Annotated in this window: 20 protein-coding genes; 12 read left to right on the forward strand and 8 right to left on the reverse strand. The window is 43.1% G+C overall.

The genetic code is table 11. The features are described from left to right. Positions 1-133 precede the first annotated feature (133 nt). Positions 134-1648, reverse strand: coding sequence for an acetyl-CoA C-acetyltransferase (locus SJY28_RS08380; protein WP_379544086.1), 1515 nt, complete (start codon positions 1646-1648; stop codon positions 134-136). Between the two features lie 549 nt (positions 1649-2197). Here SJY28_RS08380 and SJY28_RS08385 point away from each other — a divergent pair. The 4 genes from SJY28_RS08385 to SJY28_RS08400 all read left to right on the forward strand — a co-directional run bounded on the left by SJY28_RS08385 (position 2198) and on the right by SJY28_RS08400 (position 7183). After that, complete coding sequence (locus SJY28_RS08385; RefSeq protein WP_379544087.1) at positions 2198-3598, forward strand: 3-oxoacyl-ACP reductase; 1401 nt, start codon at positions 2198-2200, stop codon at positions 3596-3598. Between the two features lie 324 nt (positions 3599-3922). Next, positions 3923-4837 (forward strand): MaoC family dehydratase, encoded by a 915-nt coding sequence (locus tag SJY28_RS08390; RefSeq protein WP_379544088.1) that lies wholly within the window; start codon positions 3923-3925, stop codon positions 4835-4837. A 163-nt stretch (positions 4838-5000) separates the two neighbouring features. After that, entirely contained in the window at positions 5001-5468 is a 468-nt protein-coding gene (locus tag SJY28_RS08395) for a serine/threonine protein phosphatase (RefSeq protein WP_379544960.1), read from the forward strand. 278 nt (positions 5469-5746) lie between these two features. After that, positions 5747-7183, forward strand: a complete 1437-nt coding sequence (locus SJY28_RS08400) for a serine hydrolase domain-containing protein (RefSeq protein ID WP_379544089.1) — start codon at positions 5747-5749, stop codon at positions 7181-7183. Between the two features lie 55 nt (positions 7184-7238). Here SJY28_RS08400 and SJY28_RS08405 read toward each other — a convergent pair whose 3' ends face one another. The 3 genes from SJY28_RS08405 to SJY28_RS08415 all read right to left on the reverse strand — a co-directional run bounded on the left by SJY28_RS08405 (position 7239) and on the right by SJY28_RS08415 (position 11599). After that, a complete protein-coding gene (locus tag SJY28_RS08405) occupies positions 7239-8486 on the reverse strand; it encodes a cation:proton antiporter (RefSeq protein WP_379544090.1) in 1248 nt (415 codons plus the stop codon). 250 nt (positions 8487-8736) lie between these two features. Further along, positions 8737-10623 (reverse strand): dihydroxy-acid dehydratase, encoded by a 1887-nt coding sequence (gene ilvD / locus SJY28_RS08410; RefSeq protein WP_379544091.1) that lies wholly within the window; start codon positions 10621-10623, stop codon positions 8737-8739. A gap of 220 nt (positions 10624-10843) precedes the next feature. After that, complete coding sequence (locus SJY28_RS08415) at positions 10844-11599, reverse strand: hypothetical protein (RefSeq protein ID WP_379544092.1); 756 nt, start codon at positions 11597-11599, stop codon at positions 10844-10846. A 240-nt stretch (positions 11600-11839) separates the two neighbouring features. Between SJY28_RS08415 and SJY28_RS08420 the strand changes: the two genes are divergently transcribed. From SJY28_RS08420 to dusB, 3 genes are all read left to right on the forward strand, one after another. Further along, positions 11840-12280: an HIT family protein gene (locus SJY28_RS08420; protein WP_379544093.1), complete on the forward strand. Its 441-nt coding sequence runs from the start codon at positions 11840-11842 to the stop codon at positions 12278-12280. A 313-nt stretch (positions 12281-12593) separates the two neighbouring features. Beyond that, entirely contained in the window at positions 12594-14639 is a 2046-nt protein-coding gene (locus tag SJY28_RS08425) for a BCCT family transporter (protein ID WP_379544094.1), read from the forward strand. 121 nt (positions 14640-14760) lie between these two features. Then, positions 14761-15792 (forward strand): tRNA dihydrouridine synthase DusB, encoded by a 1032-nt coding sequence (dusB, locus tag SJY28_RS08430; RefSeq protein WP_379544095.1) that lies wholly within the window; start codon positions 14761-14763, stop codon positions 15790-15792. A gap of 79 nt (positions 15793-15871) precedes the next feature. On the opposite strand, the gene SJY28_RS08435 is transcribed toward dusB, so the two are convergent. Then, positions 15872-16273, reverse strand: a complete 402-nt coding sequence (locus SJY28_RS08435; protein WP_298807801.1) for a DUF1622 domain-containing protein — start codon at positions 16271-16273, stop codon at positions 15872-15874. A gap of 210 nt (positions 16274-16483) precedes the next feature. On the opposite strand from SJY28_RS08435, the gene SJY28_RS08440 reads away from it, so the two are divergent. From SJY28_RS08440 to SJY28_RS08460, 5 genes are all read left to right on the forward strand, one after another. Beyond that, positions 16484-17371, forward strand: a complete 888-nt coding sequence (locus tag SJY28_RS08440; protein ID WP_057759469.1) for an SDR family NAD(P)-dependent oxidoreductase — start codon at positions 16484-16486, stop codon at positions 17369-17371. A 322-nt stretch (positions 17372-17693) separates the two neighbouring features. Continuing rightward, positions 17694-18731, forward strand: coding sequence for a DUF1852 domain-containing protein (locus SJY28_RS08445; protein ID WP_379544096.1), 1038 nt, complete (start codon positions 17694-17696; stop codon positions 18729-18731). Between the two features lie 54 nt (positions 18732-18785). Next, positions 18786-19814, forward strand: a complete 1029-nt coding sequence (locus SJY28_RS08450; RefSeq protein WP_379544097.1) for a methionine synthase — start codon at positions 18786-18788, stop codon at positions 19812-19814. A 105-nt stretch (positions 19815-19919) separates the two neighbouring features. Next, positions 19920-20435, forward strand: a complete 516-nt coding sequence (locus tag SJY28_RS08455) for a flavin reductase (RefSeq protein ID WP_379544098.1) — start codon at positions 19920-19922, stop codon at positions 20433-20435. Positions 20436-20548: 113 nt separating this feature from the next. Beyond that, the gene (locus SJY28_RS08460) at positions 20549-21364 is read left to right on the forward strand and encodes a sulfite exporter TauE/SafE family protein (RefSeq protein ID WP_379544099.1); all 816 of its coding nucleotides are present in this window, start codon (positions 20549-20551) and stop codon (positions 21362-21364) included. A gap of 146 nt (positions 21365-21510) precedes the next feature. Here SJY28_RS08460 and SJY28_RS08465 read toward each other — a convergent pair whose 3' ends face one another. The 3 genes from SJY28_RS08465 to lipB form a co-directional block, all read right to left on the reverse strand. Continuing rightward, positions 21511-21975, reverse strand: a complete 465-nt coding sequence (locus SJY28_RS08465) for a hypothetical protein (protein WP_379544100.1) — start codon at positions 21973-21975, stop codon at positions 21511-21513. Between the two features lie 157 nt (positions 21976-22132). After that, positions 22133-22663, reverse strand: coding sequence for an inorganic diphosphatase (locus SJY28_RS08470; protein WP_057759479.1), 531 nt, complete (start codon positions 22661-22663; stop codon positions 22133-22135). 194 nt (positions 22664-22857) lie between these two features. Next, positions 22858-23715: a lipoyl(octanoyl) transferase LipB gene (gene lipB, locus SJY28_RS08475; RefSeq protein WP_379544101.1), complete on the reverse strand. Its 858-nt coding sequence runs from the start codon at positions 23713-23715 to the stop codon at positions 22858-22860. Positions 23716-24066 lie beyond the last annotated feature (351 nt).

Here is a 24066-nt window from a genome sequence, read left to right on the forward strand (position 1 = left end):
CGTTTCTATCATAGCAAAGTACAGACAATAAAAAATGCCCTTTAAATAAATTAAAGGGCATTTTTTTATTGATAGATATGTACTGATTAAAATAATAAGTCAGTGTATCTTTTCCACTTAAAAGTGACCAAGCTTATTTTTCTAGGATACAAGTCACGCCTTGACCACCTGCTGCGCAGATAGAGATAAGTGCACGGCCTGAACCTTTTTGATCCAATAATTTAGCAGCAGTGGCTAGAATACGACCACCAGTTGCTGCAAATGGATGACCTGCCGCTAGTGATGAACCGTTTACGTTTAATTTGCTACGATCGATAGAACCTAGCGGGGCATCTAAGCCTAAGCGCTCTTCACAGAATTTCTCATCTTCCCAAGCAGCTAAGGTTGATAGTACTTGTGAAGCAAAGGCTTCATGAATCTCATAAAAGTCAAAGTCTTGTAGAGTCAGACCAGCACGCTCAAGCATACGTGGTACCGCATAAGCTGGTGCCATTAGTAAGCCTTCTGTAGTACCAGATTTACCGATGAAGTCTACTGCTGCGGTTTCTTGATGGACGATATAAGCAAGTGGTTTTAGCCCGTGCTCTTTTGCCCACTCATCAGTACCTAGTAGTACACAAGAAGCACCGTCAGTAAGCGGCGTAGAGTTGGCAGCAGTCATCGTTGGGTTAGCATTTTTTCTGCCAAATACTGGCTTTAATTTACCCAGCTTTTCTAATGTAGTATCTGGACGCAAGTTGTTATCGCGAGTCAGGCCTTTGTATGGCGTGATCAAGTCGTCAAAGAAACCTTCGTCATAAGCGCGTGCTAGGTTTTGATGGCTGTTAAATGCAAGCTCATCCTGCGCTTCACGGCTGATATTCCACTCAAGCGTGGTAATCGCTTGATGATCGCCCATTGATAGGCCAGTACGTGGCTCACCGTTCTGTGGTGAGTCGATTAAGTCTTTTGGATTGAGACCCATTAGTGCTTTTAGACGTTGTTTGTTGTCTTTTGCTGCACCAAGTTTGATCAGTACTTTACGCAAGCCATCGCCGACAGCGATAGGAGCGTCAGAAGTAGTATCTACACCGCCAGTGATTGCCGAATCGATCAGACCAAGTGCAATCTTGTTAGCAGAAGCAAAGGTCGCTTGTAAGCCAGTACCGCAAGCTTGTGAGATATCATAAGTTGGCGTATGTGGGTTTAGCGCGGTATTCAATGTCGCTTCACGAGTAAGGTTGATATCACGGCTAAGTTTCATAACTGCGCCAGATACCACTTCACCTACGGTTTCGCCTTGTAGGTTATAACGCTCAATCAAACCGTCCAATGCAGCGGTTAGCATGTCTGTGTTGCTAACATCAGCGTATGTTCCATTTGAGCGTGCGAATGGAATACGGTTACCACCTAAAATAGCAACACGGTTTAGGTTTGAAGCTGGTTTGGTTTCGCTGGCTTTTTTAGCTGGAGCAGGTTTTTTGGCAGCAGTGGTTTCTACTTTTTCATCGACCGCTTTTTTGCTAGTAGTTTCTTTAGCACTAGCGTCTTTAGTTGAGGTGTTTTTTGCAGCGGTTTCTTTTTTTGCTGTATCTGATTTTGTATCCGTTGCTTTAACAACCGTACTTTCAACAACAGGGCTATCTGGATGATTGTTTTTATTACTCATAATATTATCCTTAAAAAGTATGGGTAGAAGTAAAAAGTGATAGGTAATAATAAAAAATAGTTAAGTTATTTTATACAAGCAAATATTATCATTTATTACGCGATACAGCTGTTTATCATAAGGCGTTTTTTATTCACTTAATGTATCTCTTTAGCAAACTATGTGACGCTTGTATGAGGTAGGTAGTAGATTCATGATCATGACGCATCGCTCTAATAGACTGACTAGTAAGAAATATTAGCATTGCATAACAGTACGTTTGATAATATATTGTTATCAATAATTAAGTATGCCATAACCTATAGGTCAGATTTTAACATGTTATAGTGGCGCTTAACGCTGCTAAAAACGACTGGCTTGTATACTGACTTGTTTACAGATTGTTGTAGACATTATCTGTTTTTGGACTTGTTTATAAGGGAAGTGTATAGTTAGGCTAGTTTTGAGGCGATTTACTAAATTTAAATAATTACGATGTCAATGTCTCTATATAATAGATTCATTGCATTTTTTATTATTCTACGAATCATTAATTATAAGGATTATATTATGTCAGACCGTTACGGTGATTTTGTTCAATCTTCTATTGGCAAAAAAGTAGCAAAAAATTTAGGTTTGCCGATGCCAACGACGCTTGATCGTTTCGAAAGCGGTGAGCGTTTGGTGCGTGGTAGCGTATTGGTTGGCCGTGCTACTGGTGATGACAAGAGTGTCAGTGAGTCGGTTGCCCGTATCCTGTCAGACGTCCATGCCGAAGTATATGTAAACAGCAGTGATGACATCAAAGACGCACTTGCTGATGCAGGCGTTGAGGCAAAAGCCAACACGGGTAGCGATGATCAATTCAAAGTACTGCTTTTTGATGCCAGTAATATCAGCAATGCTGAACAGCTAAAAGAGCTTTACGAGTTTTTCCATACAGTTGCACGCCGCGTAGAAAAATCAGGCCGTGTGGTTGTGGTTGGCCGTACGCCAGAGAACATCACTGATATTGAATTTGCAATGGCTCAACGCTCGCTTGAAGGTTTTGTGAAATCAGTGGGTAAAGAGTTTAAGCGCGGTATCACAGCGCAGCTGATTTATGTTGAAGAAGGCGCAGAACAAAACCTAGATTCAACCTTACGCTTTTTTACCTCAGCTCGTTCAGCTTACGTATCAGGACAAGTAGTACGTGTCAGTAAAGGCAGCTCAGTCGATGTTGACTGGAACCAGCCTTTGGGCGGCAAGACTATGCTAGTGACTGGCGCAAGTCGCGGTATTGGCGAAGCCATCGCTCGTGTATTGGCTCGTGAAGGGGCTCATGTTATCTGTCTAGATGTACCACAGCAGCAAGCTGACCTACAAAAAGTTGCTAGCGAAATCAGTGGCTCTGCTTTGACAGTAGATATCACTAGTGAAGACGCTGGTGCAGAAATCGCTGACGCTGCCCAAAAACGTGGTGGTTTAGATTCAATCATCCATAATGCTGGCGTGACTCGTGATAAGACGTTGGCTAAAATGGATGAGAAAAAGTGGAACATGGTCATTGATATCAACTTGGGCAGTATCGCTAGATTGAATCGCTACTTGTTGGACAATGACGTACTGAAAGAAAACGCACGTATCGTATGTGTGTCGTCAATTTCAGGTATCGCTGGCAACATGGGTCAGACCAACTATGCCACTTCTAAAGCTGGGGTAATTGGTTTGGTTAACGCAACTGCCAAGCAATTAGAAGACAATGCTAAAGGCATGACGATCAATGCAGTCGCTCCTGGTTTCATCGAAACCCAAATGACAGAAGCCATTCCATTTGCTACTCGTGAAGCTGGTCGCCGCATGAACTCAATGAGCCAAGGCGGCCTGCCAGTAGATGTGGCTGAGACTATCGCATGGTTCGCTTCACCTGCGTCTGGCGGTCTAAATGGCAACACGGTTCGCGTCTGTGGTCAAAGCTTACTTGGTGCATAATGTTGATTAACTAATAAGTATATGTGAGAAATAAGGTGCAGGTAGAGAAAGTAGTTGTATCATATGAGCTATTATTTCTCATTTGTATCACATATGCTTACGAAATAATCTCTGATAAAGTGTAATAAAGCTGCCCAAGGGTGGCTTTTTTATGATAAAAACACAAGAACCAATAGCCAAACTATTTTTTGCTATTAAAGATACTCATGAGGTTGATTAAATTTAATGCTTATTAGATGATTTAATAGTAGGCTTTAGTTAATGACTGCAGATTGTCTTTATATACGTTAAAGAACTTGTTCAAGCCACACTTAGGATGTACTTATGTCAGACAAACATTATGATGCGTTGCCAAAAGCGCACACCACTTATGCCAATATTGTCAAAAGCTTATTGCCTATCGGTAATGGTGGTAAGGTCAGTAGAGACCAGTTGCCACAATCTACTTACTATGTAGATGACTTGCATATCGATCAAGAAAACCTAGATGACTATCGCAAAATTTGCGGTTTTGCTGATGATGGTAAAGTGCCAGCGACTTACTTCTCAGTATTGTCGCAGACGCTGCAGATGAACATGATGGTCAAAGAGCCATTCCCATTTGCCATGTTAGGTCTTGTCCATGTCGATAATAGTGTCACTCAGTATCGCCCGATTGGAGAGCGTGAAACGGTAGCAATGTCGGTCACTTTTGATAACCTACGCGATCATGCTCAAGGTCAGCAGTTTGACTTTGTCACTATCGTAAAGTCAGAAGATGAAGTCATCTGGGAAGGTACGTCGACTTATTTATCACGTAGTAAAAAACCTAGCAGTAAAGATAAGAAGAGCGCGCCGCGTCCGGTCATGGTCAAGCCTGAAGTAAACGAAGAAGGTGTTCATAGCATTTTTGAAGTGCCGGAAGATATCGGTCGTCGTTATGCCTTTGTGTCGGGCGACTTTAATTTGATTCATTTGCATCCACTATCAGCACGTGCCTTTGGTTTTCCTAAAGCGATTGCACACGGTATGTGGTCAAAAGCTAAGTGCCTTGCTCTGATGGGTGATTTGCCTGATGCTTACACAATTGACGTCTCATTTAAGCTGCCTATCTTTTTGCCAGCTGAAGTAGAGCTGATTGCTGAGCCAGTAGCCCAACTTACAAACGTAGATGATATTTGTGAGTTTGGACTGTATAGCTCTAAAAACAATAAACCCCATTTGGCGGGTGTTGTAACACTAAAGAGTGACAGCAAGTAGAGTAAGTATCATAAAGCTTCTATTTTAACAGCCATATTTAACGTACATATTTATTATTATGACTTCACAAAACATGCCTTCAGAAGAAAACGCGATAGACGTAGATCAAACGGAGAACTCGATAGCAACCGATACGGTCGCTGCTAACGATAGCGGCGCTAACATGCATATTAGTGCCGATAATGGCGTTGATTTGGCCGATATCTTTGAGCCTTATTTTCGTCCAGATGCAAACACTATCGTGTGCGGTGCATTAGATGAGGGAAAAGTTGCGGCTTTAGCGAAAGCAGGCGTTGAGCTGGTCATCAACTTGCAGCCTGATGACGAGTTGAGCTTTGATGAGGCATCAGCAGTTGAGCAGGCAGGTATGCACTACGAACAGCTGCCTATCAGCGGTGCTAAAGAGCTAAAGCAGCTTAAGATATTGGCGTTTGATAATGTATTGCGCCAGCACCATGGCAAAAAAGTCGCTATGCACTGTGGGTCAGGTAATAGAGTAGGAGCAGCAATAGCGCTGCGGGCAGGATGGTTGCGCGGACGTAAGATGGATACAGCGATGGAACGTGGTCGCAGTCATGGTTTGACCAAGCTTGAACAAGAAGTCCATAATCGTTTGCTAGTACCGCGTTAATTAAATTTACAGCACTGCATTTCAATGCTGTCTTAGACGTGAGTAAACTCTAAAAATAACATCGAAATAAATAATAAAAAAGGCGACCAATAGGTGGCCTTTTTTATTGGCTCACAATTCATTTATACTGGTTCAAATATTTTATATAGTCAAAGAACTACTTGTGCAATCTGTAATCAGCTAGCTTGTATGCGTTTTAAACTTCTTTGACTATAGCTTGTGTATTACTATCATCTTAAAAATAGAATAATTTATATCACTGGAGCAAGGTAATAATAATGGATCATAATACAGAGAATTCTAATACACCCATAAACATTGACTTTCAAAAAAAATTACAGCAATTACTGACAGATTTACAGCTTGATGATGTACCTGCTGGCGGGGCTGTGGCCGTGTATCAGGCAGGTCAGTGTATCGCGCAAGCCAGTACAGGTATGGCGCGTCCTGATATGCCGTGGCAGCCCGATACGTTGGCCATTAATTTCTCTACCGGTAAAGGGGTATTGGCAACGTTGGTTCATGTGCTGGTTTCGCAGCAACTGATCGAATATGACAAACCTATTGCGTATTACTGGCCAGAGTTTGCTGCAAACGGCAAAGACCAAATTACGTTGCGACAAGTCATGTCACATCAAGCCGATTTGTTTTCGATTCAAAGTATCGATGTCGATAGCGAGACAGTACTCGATTGGAATACGATGCTGCGCCACATTGCGGTGATGCCCATTACCTCTCCCGAAGATGCGACCAAATATGATAGCGCTTATAGTGCATTGATCTATGGCTGGGTATTGGGCGGCGTAGTAGAGGCGGTCACAGATCTATCGTTCGCTGAAGCACTGAGCCAGTATCTAACAGAGCCTCTGGGCATTGCCGACAGCTGCTATTTTGGTGTGCCAGAGAGTAAAGTAGATCAGGTGGCAAAATTGGCCAAAGATTTTGAAGAAACAGAGGATACGAGTTCCCAATTAAAGTTGAGACGCCAAAAACCAACCTTAAAAGTAGACTCTCAAGAGACTTTACGTACTTATGCAAGCTTACCTAGTTATCATTACTGGCAACAGAAAATGCTAAATGACAAGCGTGCAGCTGAGACGCAAAATAGCCTTGATGACAGCCTTGATGAAAATCTAGATAGTTCTGATATTGATAACGTACAACCTGTATTAAATACGGCGCGTATCAATAGCTTATATTTCAATACCAGTCAGCTTAATCTAAAAAACTATAAGGCAGCGCTGATACCTGCTGGCAAACATGCCCTTGACTATTATAATAGTCAGACACTACAGGCGGTCATTCCAGCGGCAAATGGTGTCGCTTCCGCTAAAGCACTGGCAACGATTTACGCAATGCTCGCTAATGGCGGTATATGGCAAGGGAAAACACTGATCGATAGTGCTACTTTTGAGCAGTTATCTACTCCGCAGGTTGAGGGTTTAGATGCGGTTATGCCAGCAGCTATGAAATGGCGATTGGGCTACCATAGATTATTTAGCTTGTATGCTAACAACGATGATACGGATAAGAGAATGAGTCCTGCATTATCAGGATTTGGGCATATGGGATATAACGGATCGGTTGCTTGGTGCGACCCTGAGCGCCAGTTGTCATTTGCTTTTACTCATAATTTTGATACCACTATGCTCAATGACGTTCGTCAGTTTGCGCTGACAGAAGCCGTCTTGAGCTGGGTAGAAGAGATACTTTAATTATGCTAGTTTTGTTCGCGAATTGATTCTGTTTCAAATATAAGCAGCATTAATTTTAATGCTGCTTGTTTGGTGTCATTTTAAGCAATCTTGATGCGCTAAGACCATGGATAAAGATAGAAGTCAAAATGACAATCGAACAAACAATCCACAGTTTAAGCGCATCTTCATCTGCGAAAAACCCTTGATTGAGCGCATAGGACAGATAATACAAAGTACCGATACCACGAATACCCAAAGCCGATATTGCGTATTTCTCGGTATGTGGTAAGTTCAATCCTGATAAGGCAATAAATCCACCAATTGGACGTATAAGTAGTAAGAAGGTAAAGCTGACGATATAGACGCGCCATGTCAACTCGACACCTGCCTGCAGCCCTTGACCGAGGAACATGCCAAAGATAACCAGCACTAATGACATCAATAAGCCTTCTGATTGCTCAGCGAAATCATGCAGTTTTTGATGATAAGTATGCTCACACTCTGAGCGACGAAACGCAAATGCGGCCACGAATACAGCGATAAAGCCATAACTATGTACATACTCGGCCAGACCATAGGCTAGTAGCGTCAACGCAATAACCACATAGCCTTGCGAGATGGTAGTGTCGCGAGTATGTTTAGAAAACACGACTTTGGCCAATAATTTACCAACCAATACACCTACCACTACGCCTGCGCCAATCTTCCATAAGACATCATGAGTAAACCACGACCATAGCATCTCGTAAGTAAAGGCTTTGCCTTCACTGAACGCTTCTGCAATCTTAATCGCTAGGTACACAAACGGAAAAGCCAAACCGTCGTTCAACCCTGCCTCTGACGTTAAAGTAAAGCGCGGTGTGTCTTCTCCTCCTGTATTGGGAGGTCCCACCTGAATGCTCGAAGCTAACACGGGATCAGTAGGCGCTAGTACCGCACCTAATAAAATAGCTGCACCAAGGCTTAAACCAAACGCGTAATACCCCAAGACTGCCATCGCAAAAATACCAATAGGCATGGTGATGAGTAGTAGCCTTACCGTTGGTCGCCACAGTCGCCAAGACAACTCAGTATCGATTTTAATACCAGCACCAACCAATGAGACCAATACAACAATCTCAGTCAGTTTCTCGATGAGTAAACCGTTATCAAGTGGGTCTAAAAAGGATAAAGACGTCCACCAGTAGCCCATCATCAGACCGAAGCTGACTTGGAGCATCGGTAATGATATAGAGGTGCGCTTAAAAATAACAGGAAACAAGGCCCCGAGTAAAAAGGCAATCCCGCAGATTAATAAGAATAGGTTATATTTTTCAATCATAAGATTTACGCACGTCGTTATGTTTTAAGGATCGATTTTAAGAGGGTGATTTTAGTTATTGATGACAATTCACAGCAATAGTTGATAGTCAGTCATTGATACTCTTTATCATGACGTCAAAATAAAATAATTACCGCAAAAAATAGTTATCAAAACGACAGCTACGTTGTTTTTTGGTGAAAAAAAAGCCTGCATTGCGCAGGCTTAATATATTTTCATTAGTATGTTTGTATCATCAATAGCTTATAGACTAGCGTTCTACTTGACTCACATCACGTACGGCACCAGTATCAGCACTGGTGGTCATAGCCGCATAAGCACGTAATGCTGGCGAGACATGACGGTCACGGTTGACAGGCTTCCATGCATCACGTCCACGTGCTTCCATGGCTTCACGGCGAGCGGCTAAGTCTGCATCGCTTACTTGCATGTTGATGGTACGATTTGGGATATCGATATGAATACTATCGCCTTCTTCGACCAAACCAATCGCCCCACCTTCAGCAGCTTCTGGGCTAGCATGACCAATTGATAGACCTGATGTACCACCAGAGAAACGACCATCAGTGAGTAGGGCGCATTCTTTACCCAATCCCTTTGACTTTAGATAAGTCGTTGGATAAAGCATTTCTTGCATACCAGGGCCGCCTTTAGGGCCTTCGTAGCGAATGATGACCACATCGCCTGCAACGATTTGATCAGCCAATACCGCAGCAACCGCATCATCTTGTGATTCAAATAGACGTGCACGACCAGTAAAGGTCAAGATGCTTTCGTCGACGCCTGCGGTTTTGACCACGCAGCCGCGCTCAGCGATATTGCCATATAGTACGGCCAAGCCGCCATCTGTAGAGTAGGCGTGTTTGGCACTACGGATACAGCCTGATTCACGGTTGACGTTGAGGTTTGACCACTCTTTTGATTGTGAGAATGCTTCTGTGGTACGTACGCCACCAGGTGCTGCAAGGAAGCGTGCGCGTGCCTCATGGTTGTCAGGGTTCATGATATCCCACTTATCGATGGCCTCTTTCATCGTTGCGCTATGGATAGTTGGCACGTCAGTTTTTAGTAACTCAGCACGGTCGAGTTCAGCCAATAATGCAAAGACACCGCCAGCACGATGCACATCTTCCATATGGTACTTCTGTGAGGCAGGGGCTACTTTTGCCAGACAAGGCACACCGCGACTTAGACGGTCAATATCAGCCATCTTAAAATCAATTTCTGCTTCATTGGCAGCAGCAAGTAAATGCAAGATGGTATTGGTTGAACCACCCATGGCGATGTCTAAGCTCATGGCATTTTCAAAAGCAGCTTTGGTAGCGATAGAGCGTGGTAGCACGGAATCGTCATCTTGCTCATAACGACGCTTAGCAAGCGACACAATGGTACGACCCGCTTCTAAGAATAGCTCGCGACGCAATGAATGGGTAGCTAGTAGTGAGCCGTTACCTGGTAAAGCTAAACCTAAAGCTTCGGTCAAGCAGTTCATCGAGTTGGCGGTAAACATACCAGAGCATGAGCCACAAGTAGGGCAGGCTGAAGCTTCGATAGCGGCGACGTCTTCATCACTGATGCTATCATCAGCAGCATCCATCATCGCATCCACAAGGTCAAGCTTGCGAACAGCACTGCTGTCACTACTATCGGTATTATGGCTCTTACCAACGGTACTGGCTAAGATTTTGCCTGCTTCCATTGGGCCACCTGAGATAAACACCACTGGAATGTTAAGGCGCATGGCGGCCATCAACATACCCGGAGTGATTTTGTCACAGTTAGAAATACAAACTAGTGCATCTGCACAGTGAGCATTGACCATATACTCGACAGAGTCAGCGATCAAATCGCGGCTTGGTAGCGAGTACAACATACCGCTATGGCCCATCGCAATACCATCATCGACCGCAATGGTATTGAACTCTTTTGCAACGCCGCCTGCTTGCTCAATCTCACGGGCGACCAGTTGTCCAAGGTCTTTTAGATGCACATGGCCGGGTACAAACTGGGTAAAAGAGTTAGCAATCGCAATGATTGGCTTGCCAAAGTCGCCGTCAGTCATGCCGGTTGCACGCCATAATGCGCGCGCGCCTGCCATATTACGACCGCCGGTAGAGGTTTTTGAGCGATAATCCATGTGATATTCCTTACAAATAGGCGGGGTTGTTAAAATGTGCACCCTCAGTTTTAATAGGGATAGTGTGCTTTTTATAGAGAGTGAGTACTAGTGAATAATACTAATTCGTTACCATACCATTAGATATGAATAACTAAAAACAATATGCTAATAACAGTGAATTAATAATAACGAATTAATAATCACAAGCGATGAGCGAAAAAACAGTTATTCAAAATAGCTATTCGATACGTTCTAATATGGCTTTGTCAAACCAAGGAAGATCAGCTTTGTCTGCTTCTAATTTCACAATAGCTGCAAGCGCATGAGTAGCCAGTAGCTGTTGATAATCGCCACTAGCTTCAATCGTCAGCAATGATTCGGCAGGTAGTGCTTGCGTGTTAGGGTTTTGCTCGTCAATACTAATTAATATTTGCTTATTGTTTTTATACAGGACGTCTACACGACCAAAAAACTGCCAGTCTTTAAAAGAGGCAATAATAGCGTCGGCAGCATCCTTAGTATATACCTGCTGCGTCTCTTTACCCGTATTGGTCCAGTGTAGGCGTACAGCCAACTGCAATGCCTCACTAAAGACTACCAACGAGCCGATAATTTTTACATGCCAAGGACTGGTCAGCAGCTCCTCGTCAATGCCGATTAATTTAGCAGCTTGATGAGCCGACATGGGTGTGTTGAACTGAAGCAGTAGCTCAGGAGTGAGCGGGTGCGTTTGCTTGGTCGCATCATCTAAACTGTCATAGTGATACAAAAAGGGCAGTGGCAAATCTTGCGTGACAGTCTTCTTTATAATTTTACAGTTGTGTATCTGCCAGCTGATGGCTTTATCAGTCAATGCTTCTGCTAATATGATAGCGTTCGGATCGATGGTTTGAGTACCACTTCCACTCTCAATATCAGAGTGTTCTTCCTTATTATCAAGAGTTGCAGCAGTGTTATCCATATCTGTTTGAGTTGGCAAAGTAGGCAAATCCATAAACATAGCGTTATTAAAATAGAGGGTTAATATAACATTTTAAAGGCATGACCCGCCAATAAATTAGTGAGCTAGCATGGTTGGAATATGGCTTGATATTTTTCAAATTCGATTGTCATACTGACTTGTACTAAAGTCATATTTCGTCCACTATATGACAGACGCTTTTATCTATCTTGGATAGCTATTAAGCTATTAAGCTATTAATTAACTGATAATAAAACTCTTAAAGGAAAAGTAATGACTGACGTGAATCAACAGACTGCTTATGACAACAATAATATTTTTGCCAAAATGTTAGATGGTGATATTCCGTATCACAAAGTATATGAAGATGATAAAACGCTCGCCTTTATGGATATCATGCCGCAAGTAGAAGGCCACGTATTGGTGATACCGAAGCAAAAAGCGGTAGATTTGGCCGATCTTGAGCCAGAGTATGCTGCTGCGGTATTAATGACGTCTAAAAAGGTCATGCAAGCCCAGCGTCAAGTGTTTGAGCGTGAAGGCGTTATCCAAATGCAGTTGAATGGCTCACAAGCAGGTCAAACAGTCTTTCATTATCATGTGCATCTCATTCCATCAAGTATCCATGAGTTGGGAGGTCATGCAGTGACCCAAGCCGACAACAATGATTTGGCAGATATTGCGCAGAAGTTGGCGGCAGTGATTGATGCCTAGTCAGGAAACAGAGTGCTTCTGTTTAGGTATAAAAAGTATTAGTATTTACGAATTAGCGAGCATTTATAGGTTAGAAACTATTAAAATAGAATACATATACAATCAAAAGGCAGCTAACAAGCTGCCTTTTTTATTTTCTTGGTAATAGTCATGTAACATTCGTTAAAGTCATGTTACGAGTTGAACGCTTGTCTAGGGTTTTGGAAAAGAGTGTGATAATTATTATAACCATTCACACACATTTTCTAATCTTTGCCTTAATTAAAACTTTTCTATAAAAAGGCATCGCCAACTTTTGAGGATATTATCTTTCATGAGTAAATTACCTCGTTCGACTATTTTATTACCAGTCTTTGTACCTGCAGCAATTATTATGCTGCTATTGGTCATTGGTACGGCTATTAACCCTGAAGCAGCGGGTGCTCTGTTTAGTAATGTGCTTAGTTTTACGACTGAGACATTCGGTTGGTTTTATATGCTGGCAGTGGCACTGTTTTTGATGTTCATTATTGTACTGGCGTTTTCGTCTTATGGCAGTATCAAGCTAGGTCCTGATCATGCTGAGGCGGAGTACGGATTCCTTGAATGGTTTGCCATGCTGTTTTCGGCAGGTTACGGGATTGCGCTACTGTTTTATGGGGTAGCGGAACCAGTGATGCACTTTTCTAGTCCGCCAATGTCGGATCCACAGACTATTGCCGCGGCAAAAGAGGCGATGCAAATAGCGTATTTTCATTGGGGTTTTCATATTTGGGCGATTTATGGTGTCGTTGGTTTATCACTAGCTTATTTTGCGTTTCGTCATGGTCTACCACTATCAATACGCTCGACGCTGTACCCGATTATTGGTGACAGGATTCATGGCCCTATCGGTCATACAGTCGATGTGTTTGCGATATTAGGTACGATGTTTGGTATTGCTACCAGTCTTGGCTTGTCGGTGTCGCAAATTAATGCGGGACTCAATTATCTGTTGCCAGATATCATTCCAGTGAATACGACCGTACAGGTGATTGCCATTGCCTTGGTGACCGCTGCGGCATTGGTATCGGTATTGGCAGGGATGGATAAGGGTGTAAAACGCTTATCTATTTTAAATATGCTGTTGGCAACTGCGTTGATGCTATTCGTATTTGTTGTCGGTCCGACGATTTTTATCTTAAATGCCTTCATGGAAAATACGGGTAGCTATTTAGGTAACATCGTTGAACGTACCTTTAGCTTGCAGGCATACGAAAATAGCAATTGGATCGGCAGCTGGACCTTGTTTATTTTTGCATGGACGATTGCATGGGCGCCTTTTGTGGGTCTGTTTATCGCCAAGATTAGCCGTGGTCGTACTATTCGTGAGTTCGTATTGGGTGTGATGCTAGTACCGACCTTCTTTACATTCTTTTGGTTTTCGGTGTTTGGCGATACCGCGCTACATATGATTATGGTCGATGGTTATACCTCATTAATCAGTGAAGTACAAAACAACCAAGCAATTGCTTTGTTTAAACTGTTAGAGAATCTACCGTTTACTGAATTTGTGTCGTCGTTGACCATTTTATTGATTATTACCTTTTTTGTGACGTCATCGGATTCTGGCTCATTGGTAATCGACTCGCTAGCGGCAGGTGGTCGCAGTGATACACCATGGTGGCAGCGTAGCTTTTGGGTAGTGACTGAAGGTGCTGTCGCAGCAGTATTGCTACTTGCAGGTGGTTTAGAAGCCTTACAAACAGCGGCTATCGTTAGTGCGTTACCATTTGCGGTTATTATTCTTATTTCAATGTTTGGTATGTGGCGTGCGCTGCGTATCGAAGGACATCGTAATCAGAGCCTCGGTAATGACAACAGACTGCCGCCGCATTTACTCAAACCGTCTGCATGGCGCGAGCGTATTGATTATATGACCGATAAGCCAACGCGTGAAAAGGTTCTTAGCTATATTAAAGAAGTGGTTATGCCTTCGATGATGGAAGTGTCGTCTAAATTTGCAGAAACCGGCTGGACGACTGAGGTCAACTATGACGGGGTCAATAACCGAGCCGTATTAGAGCTACAGCGTGGTGACGATGTCGAGTTTTGGTATGAGGTGCGCTTATCTGAACATGATGCGCCTGATTATTATACTGAAGACAGCGCAGATACCTTGCCACAAGAGCATCATCATCGCGCTGAGGTATATCTACGCCGTGGTGGTCAGACCTATGACTTATACGGCTACAAATCTGAATCAGTGATTAATGACATCATCGATCAGTTCGAGAAGTATTTACATTTCCTCAATGTATCGCCTGATAGTCTGCCGTGGCGCATGCAAGAGCATGATGATGACATCACGCTAGAGCAGGGCAGTGTGCTTGATAAATAATGCATGGGATGTATTAAAAACGAGTAATGCTTATGCAAGCTATTTACGTTAATCGCTTGCAATAAACGCAGGAATCCTTAGAATAACGGCTTGTTTTCCTTACAAATCAAGCCGTTTTTTTATGTCCATTGATTCTCCCATTTTACCTTCGTCCTCGACTTTGTCTGACCATCCATTGTTGCAGCCATTGAACATAGGTGGCCTAACGATTGAAAACCGTTTGATGGTCGCACCGATGGCAGGCGTGACAGACAATCCTTTTCGCCGACTGTGCAAGTCATTTGGCGCAGGTCATGCGGTCAGCGAGATGATCATCGCTGATACGGCTCTTTATGCGCGCAAAAAATCCTTGTATCGTGCCAATTTTGACAATGAGATTGCGCCTATTTCGGCGCAGATAGCAGGTGCTGAACCGGATAAACTGGCTGAAGCGGCACGATATCAGATTGATAATGGTGCACAGATTATTGATATCAATATGGGTTGTCCGGCGAAAAAGGTCTGTCGTAAGCTGGCAGGCTCTGCATTGTTGCAAGACGAAGATTTGGTCGCGCGATTGCTAGATGCCACGGTCAATGCTGTGAATGCACCTGTCACACTAAAGACACGTCTAGGTTTTGAAAACGGTCGTGAAAACATCTTACGAGTCGCCAAGCGTGCTGAGCAGGCAGGTATTGCAGCGATTGCTATTCATGGACGTACGCGTGAAGACATGTATACAGGCAATGCGCGCTATGAGCTAATACGCGAAGTCAAAGAAAGTATCAGTATTCCTGTCATTGCGAATGGTGATATCGATAGTGCACAAAAAGCCCAACACGTCTATGAGATGACAGGCTGTGATGCGGTGATGATTGGGCGTGCTGCACAAGGGCAGCCGTGGATATTTCGCGATATTGAGCACTTTTTGCGTACTGGCGAGCGCCTAGAGGCACCAAGCGTGAGTGAGATAAAACAGATCGTACTGGCCCATTTGCAAGAGCTTTATGATTTCTACGGGGAGTACTCAGGCTGCCGTATCGCTCGCAAACATATTGCATGGTATACGACAGGTATTCCAAACTCTAACGCCTTTAGACAGGCGATGTATGGTGAAGAAAGCACCGCTGGGCAATTCAAAGTGGTCGAGACTTTTTTGCAGGCGCACGAGTAGTAATCGCTTAAATATTGTTTTATAAATCAGTGCTAACCATGTCTATGCATCGTTTTTTGATGGCGCTTTTATATATCAGCTATGCTTTATCAATTGGCACAGTATGATTGTCAGTATCAGGCTGTTTGTCAGGCGCAGGTTTTCTATTTTGCCAAGGGAATCGTCCTTCTAATTCAACCTGTAACGATAAGCTTAAAAAGGTTCGAATCAGTACGATAAAACCTAGCACCAGTACGCTGCGTAGCGATGGCTCGGTGACGACAGTAGCCACAATATCAGCGGCGATTAGCACCTCTAACCCCAACAGTATAGACTTACCTACGGTCTGTCTGATTTCAACATAAGTATCATTATTGAAATGACCAGACGCTCGAAAAGCTCTATACAAAGCAAGAAATAGCCCAAAAAACATGATGAGGACGCCAATGACTTCGATCATTTTGGCAATTAAGTCGATATAGTGAGTTAGTGTGTCTATCAAAGCAGGTACCCCTCATAATTGATCAGAAAAAAGCTTAGCACTTAGTAGTTAACAACAAGCTAAAAATATATTTATAAATATTTATGTCGACGAAATTTGTAAAAGTCCCGTTAGCTAACGCCCACTATGGTTTTGTTCACTCCATACGACATTTTTTGCTATGCTATAACCGAATACCAATAACTATAGAATAAACGAAAAGGACTTTTTATGGCCAATCTCTCGAAAAAAGCAATCACCAAAGCCGTCAAAGGCAAGAATATTATCATCACAGGCGCTTCAAGTGGTATCGGCGAGCGTACGGCTTTTTTGCTCAGTGAATGCGGCGCGCATGTTATTTTGCTGGCCCGTACTGAAGATAAGCTAAAAATGGTCAAAGAAAATATTGAAACACTTGGCGGCGCGGCTAGTTACTATCCATGCGATCTGACCAATATGGATGAGATTGAAAAAACCAGTGAAAAGATTTTGGCTGACTTTAAGCATGTCGATGTACTAGTCAACAATGCGGGTCGTTCGATTCGCCGTTCAGTGCATGAGTCGGTCAACCGTTTTCATGATTTTGAACGTACCATGGAGATTAATTATTTTGGCGCGGTCAAAATCATTCTTGGTTTCTTGCCAACGATGATTGGTCGCCAGACCGGTCAAATCGTGAATATTTCCTCGATTGGGGTATTGGCAAATAGTCCGCGCTTTTCAGCGTATGTCGCGTCAAAGGCTGCCTTAGACGCATTTAGTCGCTGTCTGGCTGCTGAAGTCAAAGGCGATAATATCAAAGTGACCAATATCTTTATGCCACTTGTGCGTACCCCGATGATTGCGCCAACCAAGCTATATCGCTACATGCCAGCACTGATGCCGGACGAAGCAGCGATGATGGTCGCAAAAGCCATCGTTCATAAGCCAAATAGCATTGCTAGTAATATGGGCAAATTTGCATCAGCGACTTATTCACTAGTACCAGCCTTTAACGTTGGCGTCCAGTCCATTGGCTATCGTATTTTCCCAAGTTCGACCGCCGCACAAACGACTGATAGCAAGCCTAACCTTGCTCAGCGCGCCTTTGCCAAGATTCTCCCTGGTGAGCATCACTAGAATCAATTTATTATTAGCTTCGAATATGATGAGAAAGGATACTACGGTATCCTTTTTTTATGTCTCAAATAATCTTAACAAATACTCTTAAGCAGTATAAAAGCCTTCTTCTCCTTTTATATGTGAAAGACTTAGTTATACGTTAAATAAACCTTTAAAACTTCCGCTGTTAAATTTCCTTTATATATCTAAGTTTTAGTAAGATGAATAAAATTCATCTTATGTTTAAATTGTATCGTTTTTATTCATGTTTAGATTTCGGTATGATTCACCTCATACACAGATTTGGTTTTATCTCAGATAAATAAGGTAGCGGATCACCATGAGTAAAGAATTCAATTGTTCAATTAAGCACATTCGTTTTGACGAAAACTATCAGCCTGCAGATAGCACGCGTTTGACGACTAATTTTGCAAATTTGGCACGCGGCGAGCACCGCGAAGAGAACTTACGCAAAACGTTAACCATGATCAATAATCGATTCAATGCATTGGCGCATTGGGACAATTTGACAGCAGATCGTTATTCTGTTGAAGTTGATATCATCTCTGTCGACCTAGATGTTAAAGGCAATGGTCAGACGTTTCCTATTATCGAAACGCTAAAAACCACGATTGTGGATCATAAAGAAAATAAGCGTATCGACGGTATGGTTGGTAACAGCTTCTCCTCTTACGTGCGTGATTATGACTTTAGTATTGTGTTACCAGAGCATCGCGACAAAAACCTAGCATCCATAACACCAGATAATTTTGGTGAGTTGCATGGCAAATTGTTTCAATACTTATTGAATTCAGAAGCTTACAACGCTCACTTTCATAAAAAACCTGTGATTTGCCTGAGCGTTTCAACCAGCAAGACTTACTACCGTACTGTCAATCAGCATCCTGTATTGGGCATTGAGTACAAGCAAGATGAATACTCGTTGACCGACGACTACTTTCATAAAATGGGCTTAACGGTACGTTATTTTAAACCTGAGGGTAGCGCCGCGCCGCTAGCCTTTTATTTTGCAGGGGACTTGCTCAGTGATTACACCGATCTTGAACTGATTAGTGCAATCAGTACTATGGAGACCTTTCAGAAGATCTACCGTCCTGAGATTTACAATGCCAACTCAAGCGCTGGACAAGTGTATCAACCTAGCCTGAATTACCAAGACTATTCATTGACGCAAGTAGTCTATGACCGCGCCGAACGTAGTCAGATGGCAGTAACCCAAGGCAGATTTACTGAGACACACTTTATCAAGCCGTATCAAACCATCCTTGAGGAATGGGCTGCAAGCTATGATGTAACAGGCGAGGATACTCAAAAAGAAGCTGCTGATAAAGAAACGGCTAGGAAGCAAGCCGCTTAACTGAGCACCACTCATCAACATAATAAAAAATAAATTAATTAGAAGATAAATCGTATGAAACTACTATTACCGACGTCTACCGCTGGCAGCTTACCAAAACCTTCTTGGCTAGCAGAACCCGAGAAAATTTGGTCACCTTGGGCGTTAGAGGGCGAGCAGTTGCTTGAAGCCAAGCAAGATGCGCTACGTGTATCATTGCAAGAACAGCAGCATGCAGGGATTGATATTGTCAGTGATGGTGAGCAGACCCGTCAGCACTTTGTGACTACGTTCATCGAGCACCTTGATGGTGTTGACTTTGAGAAGCGCGAAACGGTAAAAATCCGCAATCGTTATGATGCGAGCGTGCCATCAGTCGTTGGTGCGGTAAGTCGTCCGAAGTCCGTATTCGTTGATGATGCCAAGTTTTTGCGTCAGCAAACCGATCAGCCAATTAAATGGGCGTTGCCAGGGCCGATGACGATGATTGACACGCTATATGACGGTCATTATAAAAGCCGTGAAAAATTGGCTTGGGAATTTGCTAAAATCCTGAACCAAGAAGCGAAAGAATTAGAAGCGGCTGGCGTTGATATTATCCAGTTTGATGAGCCCGCATTTAATGTGTTCTTTGATGATGTGAATGACTGGGGTATTGCAACTTTAGAGCGTGCCATTGAAGGCCTAAAATGTGAGACAGCTGTGCATATTTGCTACGGTTATGGCATCAAAGCCAATACTGATTGGAAAAAGACACTGGGCTCAGAGTGGCGCGAATACGAAAAAGCATTCCCTAAACTGCAACAGTCGAAAATCGATATCATCTCACTGGAGTGTCAAAACTCACGTGTACCCATGGATCTGATTGAATTGATTCGTGGTAAAAAAGTGATGGTCGGTGCCATTGATGTGGCAACAAACACTATCGAGACACCAGAAAAGGTGGCAGATACGCTACGCAAAGCGCTACAATTCGTTGATGCTGATAAGCTATATCCTGCGACCAACTGCGGCATGGCACCTTTGTCTCGCCAAGTCGCACGTGGTAAGCTCGCGGCATTAAGCGCTGGTGCTCAAATCGTTCGTCAAGAACTGACTGCTTAGAGTTTAGCCGTTTAGGAAATTCTATTTAAAGAATTTCCTTTGCAAAATTAAAATTGAAGCACAATTTTTTAACGTTATCTTTTAACGTTTCTCAGGATGGAAGCAATGATTAAAGATAGGATTGACGCGACCGACTTTAGAGATGCCATGTCTTTGCTAACGACTGCGGTCAATGTGGTGACCACAGCAGGTGCAACGGGCGTACATGGGTTTACAGCATCGGCAGTATGTAGTGTCACAGACACACCGCCGACCTTGCTTGTCTGTATGAATCAAACGTCTCGGTCACATGGCTACTTTCTGGAAAACAAGATTTTAACTGTCAATGTGTTAGGCGCGCAACATGAGCAGCTGTCCAATGCTTTTGCCTCTAAGCTGTGTTCAGAAGAACGGTTTGAATATGGTTCTTGGACACAATTACAAACAGGCGCTCCTGTATTGGAGGATGCCTTGGTCAGCTTTGATTGTGAGATTGAACAAATTCAAGAAGTCGGCACGCATAGCGTCTTTATGTGCCGCGTTGTGGCCATCAATCAGGCTGAGCCACAAGGCGGAACTGATGAAGGGTTGGTTTACTTTAACCGTGCCTACTCTAGAGTTGGGCAAGTGGAGCTTATTTAATCCAATACCTATTATCCAACACCTAAGCCTATGGGCTATTGCTCGTTCAATATTGAGCAGTCGTTTAACTATAATAATCATCTCATTAAATCTAAATAAGAAGTAACTATCCTGTGGAATTAATAACTTTTTTAATAATAGGGGCGCTAGCAGGATTTGCTGCGGGGCTATTTGGAGTGGGCGGTGGCACTATTATCGTACCACTGCTATTTATCGTTTTTACGCAAATGGGTTACAGTCCTGACAGTATTATGCATTTGGCTTTGGGCACCTCACTGGCGACTATCATCGTTACGTCCATAAGCTCGCTCATGGCACACAACAAAAAGGGCGCGGTCATGTGGCCTGTCTTTAAAAATCTGACGCCAGGCTTAGTAATAGGCTGCTTTTTAGGAGCAGGGATCGCAGGACAGATATCTGGGTTATATCTCCAGTTGATTGTTGGTGTGTTTTTGCTTTGGGTTGCTTATAAAATGTTTATGGGTGGCAAAAAGAAAGCAAATAGCGATGCTGGTAATGTCCATATAGCTTTGCCTTCAAAGCCTAAGCAGCTAGCAGCAGGGGCTGGTATCGGTATCGCTTCTGCTATTTTTGGCATTGGCGGTGGTAGCTTAACCGTACCTTATCTCACGCGTTACGGTGTGGTGATGCAAAAGGCTGTTGGAACCTCAGCCGCTTGTGGATTGCCTATCGCGATTGCAGGTGCGCTAGGGTTTATGTTCTTTGGCATGCAAGCTCAAGTTGATGTGCCCAATACGATTGGCTTTGTCCATATCTATGCTTTTTTAGGTATTAGCATCATGAGCTTTTTCACCGCCAAGCTAGGCGCAAAAGTCGCTCACGCATTATCGCCGCAGTTGCTGAAAAAATGCTTTGCAGTACTGTTGACCGTCGTAGGCTGTTACTTTTTATATAAAGGATTGTTCTAAGTGATTTGAGATTAATGAACGCTTGAAAGGATTCAAGGGCAGGTTTTCAATGAACTATTCGACTAGCTACATTCTTAAATTGTAGCTAGTCGGTATGCAGTTTTATAGAAGGTATGTTGATTCAGTCCTTTGTTTAGCTAAATCACTTAACCAAATACTCGCCACAATATCCAAAATATTCCTATCATCAAGACAGCAATCACGAGCAGTCGTTTTAGCCAATAAGGTAGTAGAGGTTTCTTGTAGCCTAAGTCATTCAACTGACTATCGACACCATCTTGCAGCCCCTTAAACCCTTGACTCTGTTTGGTGGTTTTAATACGATTTTTTACCAATGGCCCAGGCTCGTCTTCTTCTTGCTCTCTATCAAAACTGATGGCTTGATTTGGAATGCCTTGTTTACTAGCGATGGTATTGAGCTTCTGTTGTTGCTTTACCTTTAGCTGAGTCTCATAAGCATCAATTCTACTTTTGGCTTCATCCATACTGATGTTTTCGTCTGCCGCCAAAGTTTTAATGGCCATTACTAGGTTGTTTTTTTCGACCATCATAATGACGTCTCTTGGCAACTTGGTATTGACCGGTTTTGCGCTAGGGTCGGGGTTAAACATGACTGTCCTTATTACGGCGTATAAGTGTGAATGAGTAATATGCTCATTATAACCATGTTAGATAAGCAATGTTCAAGCAAAAAAATACCGCGGCCACTATGGTGACTGCGGTATTTTATTATTTATCGTTATCGGCATTTTTGCCAATATTCGATAATTATAGATCTTTCCAACGTTGGATAGACTCTTTGATAACTTCTTTCGCTTCTGCGACATCGCCCCAAGATTCAACAACCGTCGTACCAGCTTTTTTCAGGTCTTTGTAATGGCTGAAATGGAACTCTAACTGGTTGATCAACTGCTTTGGTAGGTCTTCTAAGCTGTTGTAAGCATTGCCTGTGTCACGGTCATCAGCAGGGACAACAACGATTTTGTCATCTACTTCGCCATCATCAACAAACTTCATCACGCCGATAACTTTTGCTTTTAAGAAAATACCAGTCGGTAGTGGCTGCTCAGTCAATAGCAATACGTCAAGCTCATCGCCGTCTTCGTCAAGTGTTTGCGGGATGAAACCATAGTTACAAGGTTTGGCAAAAATCTGTGGGTCAATACGGTCAAGCTCAAATACTGCTAATTCGCGATTCCACTCAATTTTATGGCTGCTACCAGCTGGGATCTCTACTACTACGTTGATGATGCCGCCGTCTACGTCGCCTGCGTCCAAAATTTTGTTAAAATCTGCCATAAAATGCTCCAATTTGCTTTTGTTTTAAATGTTTGAATAAGGGGTTGAGCTAGGGACACAGCAAGGATAGTTGCTGAGTCCGATTTGTACTGCATGCGATTATAGCAAGTTTGTACTGAATTTTCTCTTAATGCTTAAGTCTAAGCGTGCAAGATATTATGCAAAAAAAGATTATGCAAAAATAGGCTCAAAACTTACTTAGGTGCGATAGCTCGCAACTCAATCAGTCCAGCATGGCGCTTGGCGATGTTATCAATAAGTTTTTGAGTGACTGTCTCATAGCTGAATGAGTTGCTCATTTGCTGCTCGTTTTGCGCCGCTGGCTCTGTTTGCTCTGTTTGCTCTGTTTGCTCTGAATCTGTCTGCATGGCTACAAAATCAGACAGTCGCAACATTTGCATACCGGCATAGCCACAAGGATTGATGGCGTTAAATGAAGACAAGTCACAATTTAGATTAATCGCAATACCATGGTAGCTAAAGCCATGCTTAATTTTAAAGCCTAGCGAGGCCATTTTGCCAAGCATAATCTTATTATCAAGAGAGTTGTCATCTGTAGCGGTACTGTCATCTGTTGCAGCAGTATCTGCATATAAGTAGACACCAGGGGCATCACGGCGCGCATGAGCACTGATATTGTCGCTATCAGATGGTGAGTTACGTAAACAGTCATTGATGACGTCTTCTATCGCTTGCTCAGCATGGGAGACGAGATTGCGCACACTCCATTTGAGACTGTCCAAGTCAAACAACCAATAGATCACTAACTGCCCATGACCATGCCATGTCACTTGACCACCGCGATCGGTCTTGATGATAGGCGTGTCATTACGCTGTAATATGTGTTCTTCTTTGCCTGCCTGTCCAAGCGTGTAGACGTCGTTATGATCGACAATCCACAATTCATCAGGCGTACGCAGCCCTTGTTGTTTTTTTAGATCGATACGTTCGAGGGTGCGTGCTAGCATCGCATCGAGAGTAGGGACATAATCGGCCGCTGATAGAGATTTGCTGACAAGCGTATCATTGAGTGGTTGTGTGTCATTTTGCATGAGAGTATCTGTCTTATTATTATCAAGTTTAAAATAAATAATGCTCATCGGTAGTGTAGCAGTTTTGGCGACTATCGCCCAAAGATATATACTGTCGTAATGTCTGCAAGTGGCGTAAATTCTGATAGCAAACAGCTAGCAATTGATGACGAAATAATAAGTATAGAACAGTGGCAAGTGGTTCATAGCGGTGCTGCTAGTACAGACGCAGTAGTCAACCAAAGGTGCTGTTCATTGCTCAGTCGATGCGCTACATTAAAGTGTGATGAATGGAATCTGATGAAATTTATAGTCAGAGTAGGTTATCAAAGAGTGCACCTGACTAGAAAGATAGAGCCTCTAACCCAATAT

This window comes from Psychrobacter sp. R86515 (genome assembly GCF_042466315.1).
In the GTDB taxonomy this organism is placed as follows: Bacteria; Pseudomonadota; Gammaproteobacteria; order Pseudomonadales; family Moraxellaceae; genus Psychrobacter.

Excerpts from the sequence above, each read along its gene's own strand:
- SJY28_RS08380 (WP_379544086.1), bottom strand. The coding sequence starts at position 1,648 with ATGAGTAATAAAAACAATCATCCAGATAGCCCTGTTGTTGAAAGTACG.
- SJY28_RS08385 (WP_379544087.1), top strand. The coding sequence starts at position 2,198 with ATGTCAGACCGTTACGGTGATTTTGTTCAATCTTCTATTGGCAAAAAA.
- SJY28_RS08390 (WP_379544088.1), top strand. The coding sequence starts at position 3,923 with ATGTCAGACAAACATTATGATGCGTTGCCAAAAGCGCACACCACTTAT.
- SJY28_RS08395 (WP_379544960.1), top strand. The coding sequence starts at position 5,001 with ATGCATATTAGTGCCGATAATGGCGTTGATTTGGCCGATATCTTTGAG.
- SJY28_RS08400 (WP_379544089.1), top strand. The coding sequence starts at position 5,747 with ATGGATCATAATACAGAGAATTCTAATACACCCATAAACATTGACTTT.
- SJY28_RS08405 (WP_379544090.1), bottom strand. The coding sequence starts at position 8,486 with ATGATTGAAAAATATAACCTATTCTTATTAATCTGCGGGATTGCCTTT.
- ilvD (WP_379544091.1), bottom strand. The coding sequence starts at position 10,623 with ATGGATTATCGCTCAAAAACCTCTACCGGCGGTCGTAATATGGCAGGC.
- SJY28_RS08415 (WP_379544092.1), bottom strand. The coding sequence starts at position 11,599 with ATGGATTTGCCTACTTTGCCAACTCAAACAGATATGGATAACACTGCT.
- SJY28_RS08420 (WP_379544093.1), top strand. The coding sequence starts at position 11,840 with ATGACTGACGTGAATCAACAGACTGCTTATGACAACAATAATATTTTT.
- SJY28_RS08425 (WP_379544094.1), top strand. The coding sequence starts at position 12,594 with ATGAGTAAATTACCTCGTTCGACTATTTTATTACCAGTCTTTGTACCT.
- dusB (WP_379544095.1), top strand. The coding sequence starts at position 14,761 with ATGTCCATTGATTCTCCCATTTTACCTTCGTCCTCGACTTTGTCTGAC.
- SJY28_RS08440 (WP_057759469.1), top strand. The coding sequence starts at position 16,484 with ATGGCCAATCTCTCGAAAAAAGCAATCACCAAAGCCGTCAAAGGCAAG.
- SJY28_RS08445 (WP_379544096.1), top strand. The coding sequence starts at position 17,694 with ATGAGTAAAGAATTCAATTGTTCAATTAAGCACATTCGTTTTGACGAA.
- SJY28_RS08450 (WP_379544097.1), top strand. The coding sequence starts at position 18,786 with ATGAAACTACTATTACCGACGTCTACCGCTGGCAGCTTACCAAAACCT.
- SJY28_RS08455 (WP_379544098.1), top strand. The coding sequence starts at position 19,920 with ATGATTAAAGATAGGATTGACGCGACCGACTTTAGAGATGCCATGTCT.
- SJY28_RS08465 (WP_379544100.1), bottom strand. The coding sequence starts at position 21,975 with ATGTTTAACCCCGACCCTAGCGCAAAACCGGTCAATACCAAGTTGCCA.
- SJY28_RS08470 (WP_057759479.1), bottom strand. The coding sequence starts at position 22,663 with ATGGCAGATTTTAACAAAATTTTGGACGCAGGCGACGTAGACGGCGGC.
- lipB (WP_379544101.1), bottom strand. The coding sequence starts at position 23,715 with ATGCAAAATGACACACAACCACTCAATGATACGCTTGTCAGCAAATCT.